Origin of the sequence: Blastopirellula sediminis (assembly GCF_020966755.1) — a bacterium.
Taxonomy (GTDB): Bacteria; Planctomycetota; Planctomycetia; order Pirellulales; family Pirellulaceae; genus Blastopirellula; species Blastopirellula sediminis.
Window position 1 is genome coordinate 1,215,615 of record NZ_JAJKFT010000004.1, and the last position, 14,491, is coordinate 1,230,105.

Below are 14,491 nucleotides of genomic sequence, written 5' to 3' on the forward strand. Positions count from 1 at the left end.
AAAGCGTGACGTCATCTCCCCCCGTAGTAACGGCGTTTGATGAAGCGCTGATGAAGTCTCTTACTTCTTACGTTAAGCGAGGCTGATTTCGCGCTGAGCCGCCAGGTTGCTGCGATATAAACGTGGTAACGGGCTGGTATTCTTTCTACGAACGAAGTTTGGGCGGCGGTTGGGGACTGCTCCAGATGAACTATCGTTGTCCGCTGTGTCAGACCATGGGCGTCGTGCCGGACGAAGCCCGCGGTCATGAGGTGCTTTGTCTGAAGTGCCGCCGCAGCTTTTTTATTCCGGACAAAAGCGTGGAAGAACGGATGCTGCTGGGCGTCTTGTTCGCTGCCCGCCGCAACGACGGCGAAGTGATTCGCGAGTTCGCATTGCAGCAAGCCGATCTCGACGTGCAAGAGTCGAAGTACGGCCACACGCCGCTGCACCTCGCCAGTTTGCATGGCAAATTGCATGCGCTGCAGGAATTGTTGGAGGGAGGCGCTAAGCTGGAAATGCGCGCGACTCGCACGATGCAAACTCCGCTGCTTTACGCCGTGCGCGAAGGGCACGCCGAAGCGACGACGATGTTGATCAACAAAGGGGCGAATCTGGATGCCCGCGATCCCGACGGCTGCGGCGCACTGCACTGGGCGGCTCGCAAAGGGTTTTTGGACGTTGCGCAAGTGCTGGTCAAAGCGGGCGCCGATCTCGAGATGAACAATGTCAACGGACTGCGGCCGCTCCAGTTCGCGGTCGCCTATCATCAGCCGGCGGTGCGTGATTTTCTGGTTGCGGCGGAACGAGCCGCCGGCTTTTTGCAGCGGCAACTGGCCAAGGGAAACAAGAACGAAACGATGAATCGCGTCTTGTTCGGCGTCGGCTCGAAAAAGAAGAACGGTTAGTTCGGGTGCGGCTCGTGCAGCGGGTCGGCCAGACGAACAATCAACAGGTCCGCCGCATCGTGATCGAGTTTCAGCTTCTCGCCGCTCGGCAAGCGGAAGGTCCAGATCGTATCGTCCTGCTCGCGCGGGCCGGCGACGATCAAATCCCCGACGGCGACCTGATCGCTCTTCAAATCGTCCAGAATCGCGGTGACCGCGGCGCGATGGCCGTCCCGCAACAAGCTCGCTTTCACTTCGGCCCCGGGAACCAGGTCGACGAAATCCTCCGGTATCTCTTGCCCGTGCGGATCACGCGTCGGATGTCCCAAGCGATCGTCCAGGTAGTCGACCGTCGCCTCGTCGTTTAAATGTTCCAGCAGATGCGCGCGGTCGTGCAGCGTTTCTTCGGGCATACCGACGCGCTGCAAGTAGGTTTCCCAGATACGGTGTGCCCGCATCAACCGCCGCGCTTCGAGGTGCCCCGCTTCGGTCAGGATGTAGCCTTCCGGCGTTTGCTGTAGCAGCGAGAGGGACATCATCCGCTGCAGGACGCGGCGAAGCATCGCGGGATGAGCATGCACGTAAGCGCGGATCGTCTCGAAGCGAGTCGCGTGCGTTTCGTCGCGTCGCAAGCAGCCGAGGACGTCCTCAATAATATGTTGCGGCGCCTGACGCCAACGTCGGATCGTGCCGGCCAGCAAGCCATTGTGCGGCGCGAAAGCCAAGATCGTCATGAACTGCACCGTTCCGGCCATCACGATCGACGACCCGGCGCCGATGTTGAACCATGCCGAAGCGTAGATTCCCAGCACAACGCTGCTGACTCCCAGCACCGCCGAGAGCATCAGCATTCGGGACAGCCGATTGCAAAGCAAGTAAGCGGCCGCCGCCGGAGTGATCAACAGTCCGACCACTTGGATGATGCCGACGATCGAAACGGCCGAGACGACGACCAACGAAGTGCAAGCCGTCAGCAAATAGCCGACCAGCGTCGCCGACACGCCGACCGACGCCGCCATGATGGGATCGAAGCTGGTCAGTTGCAGTTGGCGGTAGAACAAGATCACGACGAAGAGGACGATCGCGGTGACCGTTCCCATCATCCAAAGTCGCTGCGCGTCGACGACCAGGACGTCTCCCATCACCATGTGCATCAGATCGACATGGATCTCGCTCGAAAAGACGCTCGCCATCGCGCCGCCGAACGCAAAGATCCCGGTGTACATGATGCCGATCGCTGTGTCGTCCTTGATGCGGGATGACCGCGATACGAAGCCGATCAGCAGCACCGTGACGAAACCGGCCAGCAGCGCCCCCAGGATCATGGCGCCAAAGTGCGCTTCTTCGCCGGCGATCAGCTTCATCACCAGGTATCCGCCGACAACGCCGGCGAGCATCGAGTGCGAAATCGCATCGCCCAAAAATGCCATCCGCCGCAATACAATGAAGCAGCCGATCATCGACGAGGCGATCGCCACCAAGGATCCCGCGAACATCGCGCGGAGCAAGTAGCCGCCCGAAGCGAGCGGTTCGACGAACAGATCGTAAAGGAAGTTCATTGTTGGCCTCCATCGGCGATGTCGCGCAGATGCTCGAACGCCTTGAGGGAGCCTTCGTAAACTTCCGACAGCAGTTCCGGTTGCAGCACTTGTTGCGGAGAGCCAAACGCAAAGAGCCGCTGCTTGATCAGCAGTAACGCGTCAAAGTACTCGGCGGCGGTCGCCAGGTCATGATGCACGACGATCAGCGTGCGCCCCGCTTTCTTCGTGCTGTCGAGCACGTCCAGCAACGCCCGCTCGGTCGCGGCGTCGACGCCGGCGAACGGTTCGTCGAGCAGCAGAATATCGGCGCCTTGGGCGAGTGCGCGAGCCATAAAGACCCGCTGTTGTTGCCCGCCGGAGAGTTGTCCAATCTGACGGCGGCGAAACGGCGTCATTCGGACCGTCTCCAGCGCGTCTTCGACCAACTGATGATCGTCGTGCGAAGGTCCCCAGGCCCACCAAGGGATCTGGCCGTAGCGACCCATCATCACCACTTGTTCGACCGTAACCGGAAAGTCCCAGTCGACCGCACCGCGCTGCGGAACGTAGGCGACTCGCTTACGCGCCTTTTCGCACGGCACGCCGAAGAGGCGAACCTCGCCGATGTCCGGTTTGTTGAAGCCGAGAATCGCCTTGATCAAGGTCGACTTGCCGGAGCCGTTCGGGCCGATGACGCCGACCAACTGTCCCGGTTCGATCTGAAACGAAATGTCGAGCAATGCCGGCGCCGGGCCATAGCTGACGGTCAGGTGATCAACTTGCACCGCCGGCGGACCGCTGCGCGTCATCTTGGCGATCATCGCTTTTCTCCCGCGACCGGCGGTTCGGTCGTCGCGAAATTAGCGACTCCAGAGAGGAGCGTCGATCCGGCCGGCGCCCAGACGAAGCGTTCGGCGATCGGCTCTTGAAGCTCGCTGGAGTAGATCGAAATCTTGGCGAAGAGCGGCGGGCCTGGGTTTTGCGGCGTCGCTTCGATCAGAAATTCATTCCGGCCATGCACCACATCGCCGATGTCGGCGACTTCGATTTTTTGTCCGGCGGCAACCGGTTTATCGGTCTGGAACAGCACGTCGCCAGCGAAGCGAATGCTGAGCGAGTTGGAATTGTTGAGATCGGACGCAAAGCGATCAGGCCCGGCGTCAAACGAGAGTTCCACTTCCAGGCGAAACGTTCCCGCGGCGGTCTCCAGCGTCTCGACATGCGGCGCAGCTCCAGCGGTCGGCTGATTTAGGGTGAGATAAGCCTTCACCAGGAACAGGGCGAGTGCCGCCGCAACGAAAGCCGCTAAGACGCGCATGATCGACTACTTTAATCCTGACGCTATCGTCAACACATTCTCGCGCATCATGCCGATGTAGGTCTCGCCGGCCGAACCGGGCGGGCCCATCGAGTCGGAATAAAGCGTGCCGCCGATTTCTACGCCTGCTTCGTCCGCGATCTGGCGGATCAACTGAGGGCTGACCGAGGTTTCGACAAAGATCGAACGGACGCCGAAGTTGCGAATCGAGTTGACGGTCTCTCGACGTCGCTCCGGCGTCACGCCGCCGCCAACTTCCGATCCGGTCGACCAACCGACCGGCGTCGCCGCCTTGAAGTGATACTCACGACAGAAATAGTTGAACGCATCGTGACTGGTGACCAGGATCCGCTTCTCGACCGGAATCACGTTCAGCTGTCGTCGCACCCAACCGTCCAGGGTGCGCATCTGGTCCAGGTAAAGTTGCGTACGCGCGTGGTATTCGTCTTGATGATCAGGATCATATTGGCTGACCGCATCCCGAATGTTCCGCACATAAACCGCCGCGTTGGCAGGCGAAAACCAGGCATGCGGATCATGCGCCGAGCCGCCGGGGATTTCCAACGGCGTCGCTCCGGTCACGCAACTGGTGATCGGCTTGCCGGCGTTCTCGGCCAGCTTTCGCATCCAGTCGGCGCCTTCCAGATGCCAGCCGTTGTCAAAGCAGAGGACAGCGCGAGAAACGAGGGCCGCGTCATTTGGTTTGATCTCGTAAACGTGCGGATCCTGACCGGCGGCGAGGATCGAACGAACCTCCATCCGATCGCCGACAACCTGTCGCGCGAAATCGGCCACCTGCGTGGTGGAACATACGACTAACGGCTTCGGCTCCTCCGCAGTCGCGAGCGAAATCGAGGTTAGCGCCAACAGAATCGCCGCTGGCGCAGATAGTCCGCGCATTGTTTTTGGTCCACAGAAAGTACTTTTTGATTCATCAAAAAGTATAGGTGGCGCTATGTAGCGGCGTCAATTCCTTTTGTAGAGGATTTCTAGAGGGATTGAGCGGCAGGATCCCCCCAATCGTTCGCGATCAAGGTAGTCTCGCCTGCGACTGCTAGCAGGGTCGAAAATTGACCCCAGGGAGCTAGCGGGATAAATTGCAACAATAGCTTCGACGGACGATGACCGTGATGAATCCTCAAATTCGACGCTACGTTTCGAGCGACGTGGTAGACCCGGTGACTCTGACGTACTTCAAACGTTACCGAATGGAAATCGACCTGGCCGAGGTTCCGGCCCAGCCGATTTCGCCTCCGTCCTCCTACCGCTTTACCGCTTGGCGACCCGATCTGGTCGAAGCGCACGCAACCAGCAAGTTCGAGAGTTTCCGCTGGGAAATCGACGCGAACGTCTTTCCCTGCTTGGGAGATCCGGAAGGTTGCCGCCGGCTGATGACCGAGATTTCGCACCGGGATGGGTTCATTCCCGCCGCCACCTGGCTGGCCGAATTCGAGGACGAAGCGAGCGGGATGATGGTTCCGGTCGGTACCGTTCAAGGTGTCGTCGATCGCTCGGGACTTGGTTCGATCCAAAACCTGGGGATTGTCCCCGCCCATCGCGGCGTCGGACTCGGCGGAAGTTTGCTGCTGAAAGCGCTGCAGGGCTTTTACGATTACGGACTGCAGTACGCTTTTCTGGAAGTGACTGCCCAAAACGAAGGGGCGATCCGGCTCTACGAACGGTTGGGCTTCCGCATCTCGCGCACCGTCTACAAAGCGGTCGAAGCCGCGTGTTCGTAACGTAGGATCCGTTGGTTCCCCCACTAGCCCGCAGCGCAAGCAAGGGAATGGGGTGAGCAATGCGGATATGGTTTGAAGTGGCTGACCGCATTCCCTTGCTTGCGCTGCGGGCTAGTATTGCTCCGTCGTCCCGCGAAACCGTCCAATCCACAGGTTGTCGATTTCCCAGGTTCCGTCTCTAATATGGGGCTTGTTTTCCCTGTCCCGCGGAATGCGTATGTCCTCTAGCGATTCGTCCACGATTCATAACGAAACCCTGGCCAACGGCATGACGCTGGTGGTTGAGCAGATGCCGTGGCTCGAATCGGCCGCGTTCGCTTTGCTGACGCCGGCCGGCAGTGCGACTGACAAAAAGTCAGAGCTGGGAGTCAGCAACTTGCTGTGCGATTGGGCGCAGCGTGGTTGCGGCGATCGCGACAGCCGACAGTTTATCGAAGACCTGGACAATTTGGGGGTCAATCGAGGCGCCGGAGTCTCGACTTCGCATACCAGCTTTGGCGGCGCAGTGTTGGCCGAGAATCTGACCAAAACGTTGGCGATCTACGCCGATGTGGTGCAGAAGCCCCATCTGCCCGAAGAGGAGTTCGACGAGTCGCAAGCGGTCTGTCTGCAAGAGCTGCGAGCGCTGGAAGACGATCTCTACCAGCAAGCGATGATTCAGCTGCGGAAGCAGATGTATCCCGATCCTTGGGGTCGCGCTTCGTATGGCGATGTGAGAAGCGTGACGGCGCTGACCGCCGCTACGACCAAAGCCCACTTCCAGTCGCACTATCGCCCTAACGGCACGATCCTGGCGATCGCCGGCAACATCGACTGGAATAAAACCCGCGACGACGTCGCGCGGCTGTTTGGCGATTGGAAAGAAGCGAAAGAGCCGCCGATCATCGAAACGCCGGCCGAAGGGGTCTACTGCCATATCCCGTTTGAGTCGAGCCAGACCCATATCGGCGTCGGCTTCGAGTCCCTTCAGTACAACCACCCTGACTACTTCCTGGCCCGCGCCGCCGTCGGCGTGCTGAGCGACGGGATGAGTTCGCGGCTCTTCACCGAAGTCCGCGAGAATCGGGGCCTTTGCTATACCGTCTTCGCATCCCTGCACACCCTGCTCGATCGGGGAAGCGTGTTGTGCTACTCCGGCACGAGCACCGAGCGGGCCCAGGAGACGCTGGACGTTTTGGTCGGCGAACTGGTTCGGATTCGCGAAGGGATCGAAGAGAGCGAGCTGACTCGTTTGAAGGCTCGGATCAAAAGCTCGCTGGTGATGCAGCAAGAATCAAGTTCGTCGCGTGCGTCGTCGCTGGCCAGCGATTGGCGTCACCTCGGCCGCGTGCGGACCCTTGATGAGTTGACCTCGATTCTGGATGGTCTCACCTGCTACGCGATCAACCGCTATTTAGAAGCTAACCCGCCGCGCGATTTCCGTTACACCACGGTCGGCGCTGAGAAATTGGAGATTCCCGTTGCAGTTTCGCCATGAAGTTCTCGACAACGGTCTGGAGATCGTCGCCGAGGTTAACCCGAACGCTTACTCGCTCGCTTCGGCGTTTTTCGTCAAAACGGGATCGCGGGACGAAACGGCCGAAATCGCCGGCGTAAGCCATTTTCTCGAACACATGGTGTTCAAGGGAACGCCGCGCCGTTCGGCATTCGACGTCAATCGCGAGCTCGACGAGATGGGCTCGCAGGCCAACGCCTACACCAGCGAAGAGCAGACGGTTTACTACGCGGTCGTGCTTCCCGAACTGCAAGAGAGGGTGATCGACCTGTTGGCCGACATCATGCGGCCGTCGCTGCGCGTTTCCGATTTCGAAACGGAAAAGCAGGTGATCTTGGAAGAGATCATGAAATACGACGACCAGCCTCCCTTCGGCGGTCACGAAAAGATCATGGCCTCGTTCTTCGGCAAGCATCCGCTGGGGAACAGCGTCCTCGGCACCGCCGAAACGGTTGGCGCTCTCACCGCCGACCAGATGATGCATTACTTCCAGCGTCGCTACAGCCCGCACAACATTGTGCTCGCGGCGTCGGGACGCGTCGACTTTGATGCGCTGGTCGAGCAGGCGAAACGTCACTGCGGCGAATGGGAACGCTTTGAAACCTCGCGTGATCTCTCCCGTCCGGAAGGTTGCCCCGGCTTTGAAGTCGTCTGCAAAGAGACCGCCGCACAGGAATACCTGATTCAATTGGCGTCCTGTCCAGCGTCGGAAGATGACGACCGCTATGCGGCTCGGTTGCTGACGACGATCTTTGGCGACGACACTGGCAGCCGGCTCTTTTGGGCGCTGGTTGATCCCGGTTTGGCCGAGTTCGCGTCGAGCGATCCGTACGAGTTCCAATCGGCCGGCGTTTACATGAACTACCTCTGCTGCAGCCCGGAAGAAGCGGCCAGCAACCTGGCGATTTTGAACGAAGAGATCGCCAAGCTCGAGAAGGGCGGGGTGACCCAGGCCGAACTCGACCAGGCGAAGAACAAGGTTTGCTCCAGCACGGTGCTCCGCAGCGAACGCCCAAGCAGCCGCTTGTTCTCGGTCGGCAACGGCTGGATCCAGCGCGGCAAGTACCACACCGTCGCCGAGGCGGTCGCCGCCTACAAAAAGGTGACGCTGGACGACATCCACAACGTCTTGGCGAAGTACCCCCTCTCCAAGTCGAACACCCTGGCGATCGGCCCGCTGGCGGAACTGGCCCACTAACAGTCGACCGGCGCAACACGAACCCGAGGCGCGAGCCGAGGGAATGTGCGTGGACCGGCCGAATGCTTCTATGATTGGTTCGAGCTGCAAAGTATCGCTGACCCGCATATAAGGCGCCACGCGAACTCCCTCGGCTCGCGCCTCGGGTTAGTATTTGCGGTTGCTGGCTCGCTCCCCATAAAACCGACAAGATCCGTCTCCCTGGAACGGCGGCCGCTCATTTCGTCGCTCGCCGGCTTCTTTCTCTCGTCTCCACGCGCAGTTCGCGGCGATAAAGATCGCTAGCACGAAGGCTGTTTCTTTTTGCGCGAGTGGTAACGGAGTCTTTCGCGATGGTTCTTTCCCGCCGTATTGCGCTGCTGTTGGCGTTTTCGTTTCTTGCCTTAGCCGTCGGCTCGGCGGAAGCGGGCTGGCCGAAGTTTTGCCGCTGGGTCGGCGAAGGGTGGTCGGACGGCTATCACGCGGTGGGGAGCCATTGGTCGCAAGCGACGATTAAGTCGTCACAGTACGGCGTCAGTACCGGAGAAGTTTACGTACCCGGTCAAATCGACCATCTGCCGCGACTGTGGCATTTGCCGTTTATGCCCCCTCCGACCGAGGCGATTCCGACCAACGATTGTCCCACTTGCCGTCAGCCGGCGATGCGAGAGATGCCGTATGATTCGGTCGAACCCCTCTTGAATCAGCCCCCCATGCTTGAGCCGGTTCCGGCTGTGCCCGCAACTCGTGGGACGTAGCTCCCTCGGCTGGAGAAGTTTTGCTATACTGCGGCCGTTTCTTTCGCGGCCGCTTTGTGCTGCGCGACTGTCGACTTCCTACCTCTTAGCGCCGTATTCCGCATCATGAAGAGCATCAAAAAACTGTTGGTGGCGAATCGTAGCGAAATCGCCATTCGCATCTGCCGTAGCGCCCACGAGTTGGGCATTCGCACGGTCGCGATGTACTCGTACGAAGACCGCTTTGCGCTCCATCGCTTCAAAGCGGATGAAGCGTACCAGATCGGAACGCAGGGAGAGCCGGTCCGCGCTTACCTGGACATCGACAGCGTGATCCGGCTCTGCCGCGAACACAAAATTGATGCGGTCCACCCCGGCTACGGGTTCATGTCGGAAAATCCCGAACTGGCCCGCGCCTGCCAAGAGAACGGCATCATCTTCGTCGGTCCCAGCGTCGACTGCCTGGAACGATTGGGCGACAAGACCGCGGCTCGCGCCATTGCTGAGCAAGCCGGCGTCCCCGTGCTGAGCGGCAGCCCGAAGGCGATCGCCGACGCCGCTGAAGGACGCAAGCTGGCCGAGAAGCTCGGCTTCCCGATCATTCTGAAAGCGGCCAAAGGGGGCGGCGGTCGCGGGATGCGCGTCGTCCGCGAAGCGAAGGACTTTGATACTTCATTCGAGTCGGCCACCCGCGAATCGCAATCGGCCTTCGGCAGCCCCGACATCTTCATCGAGAAGTACATCGAACAGGCACGCCACATCGAAGTGCAGTTGATGGGGGATACCCACGGCAACCTGATTCACTTGTTCGAGCGCGACTGCTCGGTGCAGCGTCGTCACCAGAAGGTGGTCGAAATCGCGCCGGCGCCCAATCTGCTTCCCGAAGTTCGCACCGCGCTGTGCGACGCGGCGATCAAGATTGGTAAGCAGGTCGGTTATCAGAACGCCGGGACGGTCGAGTTCCTGGTCGACAAGGCGACGAACCAGTACTACTTCATCGAAGTCAATCCGCGTATCCAGGTCGAACATACCGTTACCGAAGAAGTGACCGGCGTCGACGTTGTGAAAACGCAGATCCTGGTCGCGCAGGGAGAGCCGCTCAGCCATCCCGATATCGACCTGGCCGATCAAAGCAAGATCCAAACGGTCGGTTTCGCGCTGCAGTGCCGCGTCACTACCGAAGACCCGGCCAACAACTTTTTGCCTGACTATGGTCGCGTGAGCCATTATCGCTCGGCGAGTGGGATGGGGATTCGTTTGGACGCCGGTAGTGCGTTCTCCGGCGCTGTCGTGCATCCCTACTACGACTCGATGCTGGTGAAGGTGAGCGCTCGCGGTCGCAAGTTCACCGCCGCCGTTAAACGGATGGAGCGGGCCCTGCAAGAGTTCCGCGTTCGCGGCGTGAAGACGAACATTCCGTTCCTGATTCGCGTGATGTCGAACAAGACGTTCCTCGCCGGCGACTGCACCACGCGGTTCATCGACGAGACGCCCGATCTGTTCAACTTGCCGGTGCGCCGCGATCGCGCGACCAAGTTGCTCACCTACCTGGGCGAAGTCGCCGTCAACGGGAACGAACTGGTCAAAGGTCGTCCGGTCGCGACTCGCCGCGAGCCGGCGCCGCTGCCGCAGTACAGCACCAAGGGAGACGCGCCGGCCGGGCTGCGTCAGAAATACCAAGAGCTGGGCGCCGCGAAGTTCGGTCAATGGATTCGCGAGCAACAGCCGCTCCTCTACACCGACACCACCTTCCGCGACGCGCATCAATCGTTGCTCGCGACCCGCGTTCGCACCCGCGACCTGGTGAACATCGCCGAGGCGTATTCGCGTCTTTGCCCGCAACTCTTCTCGCTCGAAATGTGGGGCGGGGCGACGTTCGACACCAGCATGCGGTTCCTCAAAGAGGACCCGTGGCGTCGTCTGACCGAAATGCGCGAGAAGGTGCCAAACATCTTGTTCCAGATGTTGCTCCGCGCCTCGAATGCGGTCGGCTATACCAACTACCCGGACAACGTCGTGACGGCGTTCGTCGAAGAAGCGGCGCAGGCCGGCATCGACGTTTTCCGCGTGTTCGACGCGCTCAACTGGGCGCCCAACATGCAGATCGCGATGGAAGCGGTCGAAAAGACCCGCGCCATCTGCGAAGCGTCGATTTGCTACACCGGCGACATCTCCGATCCGAAACGGGACAAGTACTCGCTGAAGTACTACGTCGACCTGGCCAAGCAGCTTGAAAAGATGGGTGCCCATATCCTGGCGATCAAGGATATGGCCGGTCTCTGCAAGCCGTACGCGACCGAGAAGCTGGTCAAAACGCTCAAAGAAGAAATCGGTCTGCCGATTCACTTCCATACGCATGATACCGCCGGTACGCAGGCCGGTTCGATCTTGAAGGGCGCCGAAGTTGGGCTCGATATCGCCGACGCCGCGATGGCGCCTTGGTCGGGCGGCACGTCGCAGCCGAACCTCAACACGATGGTCGAAGCGCTCCGCAACACCGATCGGGACGGCGACCTCGATACCGACGCGCTCGACGGCATCGCCGAATACTGGCGCGCGGTCCGCGAGTTCTATACGCCGTTTGAAGCGGTCGTGCTGCCAGCCAACGCCGACCTCTACCGTCATGAAATGCCGGGCGGTCAGTACACCAACTTATTCCAACAGGCCCGCGCCTTGGGGCTGGCCGACCAGTGGGCCGACGTCTGCAAGGTTTACGCTGACGTCAACCAACTGTTTGGCGACATCGTCAAAGTAACGCCCACCTCGAAAGCGGTCGGCGACATGGCCCTCTTCCTGGTCGCCAACAACATCACGACCGCCGACGTCCTCGATCCGAAGCGGGAACTCGCTTTCCCGGCCTCGGTCAAAGACTTGATCGGCGGCCGGATGGGACAACCGCCGGGAGGTTTCCCGCCGGAAGTTCAGAAGCGGATCATGCGCGACGAGCCGATCATGACCGATCGTCCCGGCGCCGAGTTCTCGCCGGCTGACTTTGACGCCGCTACGGCGACCGTCAAGAAGATGCTCGGCCGCGAACCGCTGCGGCGCGAAGTCGTTTCGTACCTCCTTTACCCGAAGGTCTACGAAGATTTCGCCAAGCATGTGAAGAAGTATGGCGACGTCAGCACGTTGCCGACGCCGGTCTTCTTCTACGGCCAAGAGCCGGGCGAAGAAATCGCCGTTGATATCGAAGTCGGCAAGACGCTGATCGTGAAGTTCCTGACGATCGGCGAACCGCACGTCGACGGCGTCCGCGTCGCCTTCTTCGAGCTGAACGGTCAGCCGCGCGAAGTCGAAATCGTCGACCGCAGTTTGGAATCGGACGCGCCGAAGCGGATTCAGGCCGATCCGGACGATCCGAAGCAAGTGGGCGCCGCGATGCCTGGCATGGTGGTGATGGTCGCCGTCGAAGCCGGTGAGAAAGTCGCCAAGGGGCAGAAGCTCCTCTCGCTCGAAGCGATGAAGATGGAATCAACCATCTACAGCGAAGTCGAAGGGACCGTCGAACAGGTCCTGGTCAAACCGGGCAGCCAAGTGCAAACCGGCGACTTGCTGGTGAGACTGGCCTAAACGATGGATGCGTTTCCGCAGGCGGCGCTCGACGAGATCCGACGTAGCGTCGGCGCCGTTCGAGTGGAAGCGCTGGACGAATTGCCTTCGACCAGTCGCTTCACCAAAGAGAACGCCGAAGCGATCTCCGCGAGCATTCCGTACGTCGTCGTCGCGGAGCGGCAAACGGCCGGTCGTGGTCGCGGTGAGAACCAGTGGCATGCGACTGATGGCGCGCTCACCTTTACCGCCGTCTTTGATCAAGCGACCTTGCCGATTCCGCTTGAGCGTTGGCCGCAAGCGTCGCTGATGACGGCGGTCGCGGTGGCCGAAGCGCTGGAGTCGCTCGTCCCCGACGAGTCGATCTACGTGAAGTGGCCGAACGACATCTACAGTCGCGGTCGGAAGCTGTGCGGCATTCTGCTCGAACGGACCGAGTCGCCCCGTCCGCTGCTTCATCTGGGGATCGGCGTCAACGTGAATAACTCGCTCGAAGGGGCGCCCAGCGAAGTCCGCGATCGAGCGATTTCGTTGACCGAGATCAGCGGCAGCGAGTTTTTTCTCCCCGATGTGCTGCTCGCGATCTTGCAGCGGATGCAAGCGAACTTCGAATTGTGCGCAAGCGATCTGACGCCGCTAGCGGACGCCTGGCGGCGACGTTGTCTCCTGAGCGGTCGTAAGGTGGAAATTCAGTCCGGCGAACAGGCGATCGCCGGGATTTGCGGTGGAATCGATAATTCCGGCGCTCTGCTCGTCGATTCTCCGGGGGGAGTTCGGCGAATCTTGGCCGGTGTGGTGACGCGGTTCTAGAATTTCGAAATAATCTCGCGCAAAATAGATGCGCCTCAATTCACTTCTCACGCCTCCACCCCCGTCCTTGACTGAAAGGTCCACACGATGCTGCGTCGTTGTCTCACCGCAGGTTCCCTTCTGTTGCTCGCGCTGCCGCTGCTGGCTCACGGCGAAGAGCAACTGAAGTTCAAGAAGACTCAGGTTGAAACCAAATTCCGTAGCGAAGGTTGCGCCGTCGGCGACTTCAATCGCGACGGCTTGATGGACATTTCGGCCGGCAGCGTCTGGTACGAAGCGCCCGATTGGAAGATGCACCTGATTCGCGAAAAGGCGGATGAATACGATCCGAAGAACTACAGCGATTCGTTCTGCAACTTCGCCGAAGACGTGAATCACGACGGCTGGACCGACGTGCTGGTGGTCGACTTCCCCGGCAAGCAGACCTGGTGGTTCGAGAACCCGGGCAAAGAAGAAAAGACATGGGTTCGTCATGAGATGGTGCCGATCACCAACAACGAAAGCCCCGACATGCGGGACGTCACCGGCGACGGCAAGCGGGAACTGGTCTTTGCGTTTGATCCGGGCAAGAAGGTCGGCTACGCCGCGCCGGCCGAAGATCCGAACGCTCCGTGGATCATCACCGCGGTTTCGGAAGAGAACGCCCCCGGCACCGATCGATACTCGCACGGCATCGGCGCCGGCGACGTCAATAACGACGGCCGCAACGACATCCTGGTCACCGCCGGTTGGTGGGAAGCGCCGGAAGATCGAAGCCAAACGCCTTGGAAGTTCCACCCGGCTGACTTTGGCGAAAAGTGCGGCCATATGTACGTCTACGACTTCGATGGCGACGGCGACAACGACGTGATCAGCAGCAGCGCCCACGACTACGGCGTCTGGTGGTACGAACAAACGCCGGATGGTTTCAAGCGGCACATCATCGACAAGTCGTTCTCGCAGACCCACTCGTCCCACCTGGTCGACATGAACGGCGACGGTTTGCCCGACTACGTCACCGGCAAGCGTCACTGGGCGCACGGCGGTCGCGATCCCGGCGGCAACGATCCGGCCCTCATGTGCTGGTACGAACTGTCGCGCAAAGATGGCAAAGCGGTCTGGACTGCGCACATCTTCGACGACAACAGCGGCATCGGCACCCAGTTTGAAGTGGCCGACATGAACGGCGACGGTTTGCTCGACGTCATCACGTCGAACAAGCAAGGGGTCTTCGTTTTCGAGCAGGTTCGCGAGAAATAGTCTTCAACTTGGTGCCATGCTCTCGCGGCGATAGCCGAGTG

The 14,491-nt window shown here is 60.3% G+C and carries 12 protein-coding genes; 8 read left to right on the forward strand and 4 right to left on the reverse strand.

Annotated features, from left to right (window positions below):
* The first annotated feature begins 185 nt into the window (after nt 1–185).
* A complete protein-coding gene (locus LOC68_RS08645; RefSeq protein ID WP_230217748.1) occupies nt 186–887 on the forward strand; it encodes an ankyrin repeat domain-containing protein in 702 nt (233 codons plus the stop codon).
* Here the strand turns inward: LOC68_RS08645 and LOC68_RS08650 are convergent.
* From LOC68_RS08650 to LOC68_RS08665, 4 genes are read right to left on the reverse strand one after another with little or no spacing between them, the layout of a single operon-like run.
* On the reverse strand, nt 884–2,425 hold the full coding sequence (locus LOC68_RS08650) for a metal ABC transporter permease (RefSeq protein WP_230217750.1): 1,542 nt from the start codon (nt 2,423–2,425) through the stop codon (nt 884–886). The two genes, LOC68_RS08645 and LOC68_RS08650, sit on opposite strands and share 4 nt — an antisense overlap.
* Complete coding sequence (locus tag LOC68_RS08655) at nt 2,422–3,207, reverse strand: metal ABC transporter ATP-binding protein (RefSeq protein WP_230217752.1); 786 nt, start codon at nt 3,205–3,207, stop codon at nt 2,422–2,424. Before LOC68_RS08655 ends, LOC68_RS08650 begins: the two co-directional genes overlap by 4 nt.
* Nucleotides 3,204–3,704, reverse strand: a complete 501-nt coding sequence (locus LOC68_RS08660; protein ID WP_230217754.1) for a hypothetical protein — start codon at nt 3,702–3,704, stop codon at nt 3,204–3,206. Before LOC68_RS08660 ends, LOC68_RS08655 begins: the two co-directional genes overlap by 4 nt.
* Before the next feature lie 6 nt (nt 3,705–3,710).
* Complete coding sequence (locus tag LOC68_RS08665; protein WP_230217756.1) at nt 3,711–4,604, reverse strand: metal ABC transporter solute-binding protein, Zn/Mn family; 894 nt, start codon at nt 4,602–4,604, stop codon at nt 3,711–3,713.
* A 230-nt stretch (nt 4,605–4,834) separates the two neighbouring features.
* Between LOC68_RS08665 and LOC68_RS08670 the strand changes: the two genes are divergently transcribed.
* The 7 genes from LOC68_RS08670 to LOC68_RS08700 all read left to right on the forward strand — a co-directional run bounded on the left by LOC68_RS08670 (nt 4,835) and on the right by LOC68_RS08700 (nt 14,450).
* On the forward strand, nt 4,835–5,443 hold the full coding sequence (locus tag LOC68_RS08670) for a GNAT family N-acetyltransferase (RefSeq protein WP_230217758.1): 609 nt from the start codon (nt 4,835–4,837) through the stop codon (nt 5,441–5,443).
* Between the two features lie 217 nt (nt 5,444–5,660).
* Complete coding sequence (locus LOC68_RS08675) at nt 5,661–6,920, forward strand: M16 family metallopeptidase (RefSeq protein WP_230217760.1); 1,260 nt, start codon at nt 5,661–5,663, stop codon at nt 6,918–6,920.
* Entirely contained in the window at nt 6,904–8,136 is a 1,233-nt protein-coding gene (locus LOC68_RS08680) for a M16 family metallopeptidase (RefSeq protein ID WP_230217762.1), read from the forward strand. Before LOC68_RS08675 ends, LOC68_RS08680 begins: the two co-directional genes overlap by 17 nt.
* A 332-nt stretch (nt 8,137–8,468) precedes the next feature.
* Nucleotides 8,469–8,873 carry a hypothetical protein gene (locus tag LOC68_RS08685; protein ID WP_230217764.1) on the forward strand — a complete coding sequence of 135 codons (405 nt, stop codon included), beginning with the start codon at nt 8,469–8,471 and terminating at the stop codon, nt 8,871–8,873.
* A 105-nt stretch (nt 8,874–8,978) separates the two neighbouring features.
* On the forward strand, nt 8,979–12,422 hold the full coding sequence (locus LOC68_RS08690; protein WP_230217766.1) for a pyruvate carboxylase: 3,444 nt from the start codon (nt 8,979–8,981) through the stop codon (nt 12,420–12,422).
* A gap of 3 nt (nt 12,423–12,425) precedes the next feature.
* Nucleotides 12,426–13,211, forward strand: a complete 786-nt coding sequence (locus LOC68_RS08695) for a biotin--[acetyl-CoA-carboxylase] ligase (protein ID WP_230217768.1) — start codon at nt 12,426–12,428, stop codon at nt 13,209–13,211.
* Nucleotides 13,212–13,298: 87 nt separating this feature from the next.
* A complete protein-coding gene (locus LOC68_RS08700) occupies nt 13,299–14,450 on the forward strand; it encodes an FG-GAP repeat domain-containing protein (protein WP_230217770.1) in 1,152 nt (383 codons plus the stop codon).
* Nucleotides 14,451–14,491: the final 41 nt, after the last annotated feature.

Bases quoted from the DNA above. Each gene is read 5' to 3' on its own strand.
- LOC68_RS08660 (WP_230217754.1), bottom strand. From the start codon at position 3,704: ATGCGCGTCTTAGCGGCTTTCGTTGCGGCGGCACTCGCCCTGTTCCTG.
- LOC68_RS08645 (WP_230217748.1), top strand. From the start codon at position 186: ATGAACTATCGTTGTCCGCTGTGTCAGACCATGGGCGTCGTGCCGGAC.
- LOC68_RS08685 (WP_230217764.1), top strand. From the start codon at position 8,469: ATGGTTCTTTCCCGCCGTATTGCGCTGCTGTTGGCGTTTTCGTTTCTT.
- LOC68_RS08675 (WP_230217760.1), top strand. From the start codon at position 5,661: ATGTCCTCTAGCGATTCGTCCACGATTCATAACGAAACCCTGGCCAAC.
- LOC68_RS08650 (WP_230217750.1), bottom strand. From the start codon at position 2,425: ATGAACTTCCTTTACGATCTGTTCGTCGAACCGCTCGCTTCGGGCGGC.
- LOC68_RS08695 (WP_230217768.1), top strand. From the start codon at position 12,426: ATGGATGCGTTTCCGCAGGCGGCGCTCGACGAGATCCGACGTAGCGTC.
- LOC68_RS08670 (WP_230217758.1), top strand. From the start codon at position 4,835: ATGAATCCTCAAATTCGACGCTACGTTTCGAGCGACGTGGTAGACCCG.
- LOC68_RS08655 (WP_230217752.1), bottom strand. From the start codon at position 3,207: ATGATCGCCAAGATGACGCGCAGCGGTCCGCCGGCGGTGCAAGTTGAT.
- LOC68_RS08690 (WP_230217766.1), top strand. From the start codon at position 8,979: ATGAAGAGCATCAAAAAACTGTTGGTGGCGAATCGTAGCGAAATCGCC.
- LOC68_RS08665 (WP_230217756.1), bottom strand. From the start codon at position 4,604: ATGCGCGGACTATCTGCGCCAGCGGCGATTCTGTTGGCGCTAACCTCG.
- LOC68_RS08700 (WP_230217770.1), top strand. From the start codon at position 13,299: ATGCTGCGTCGTTGTCTCACCGCAGGTTCCCTTCTGTTGCTCGCGCTG.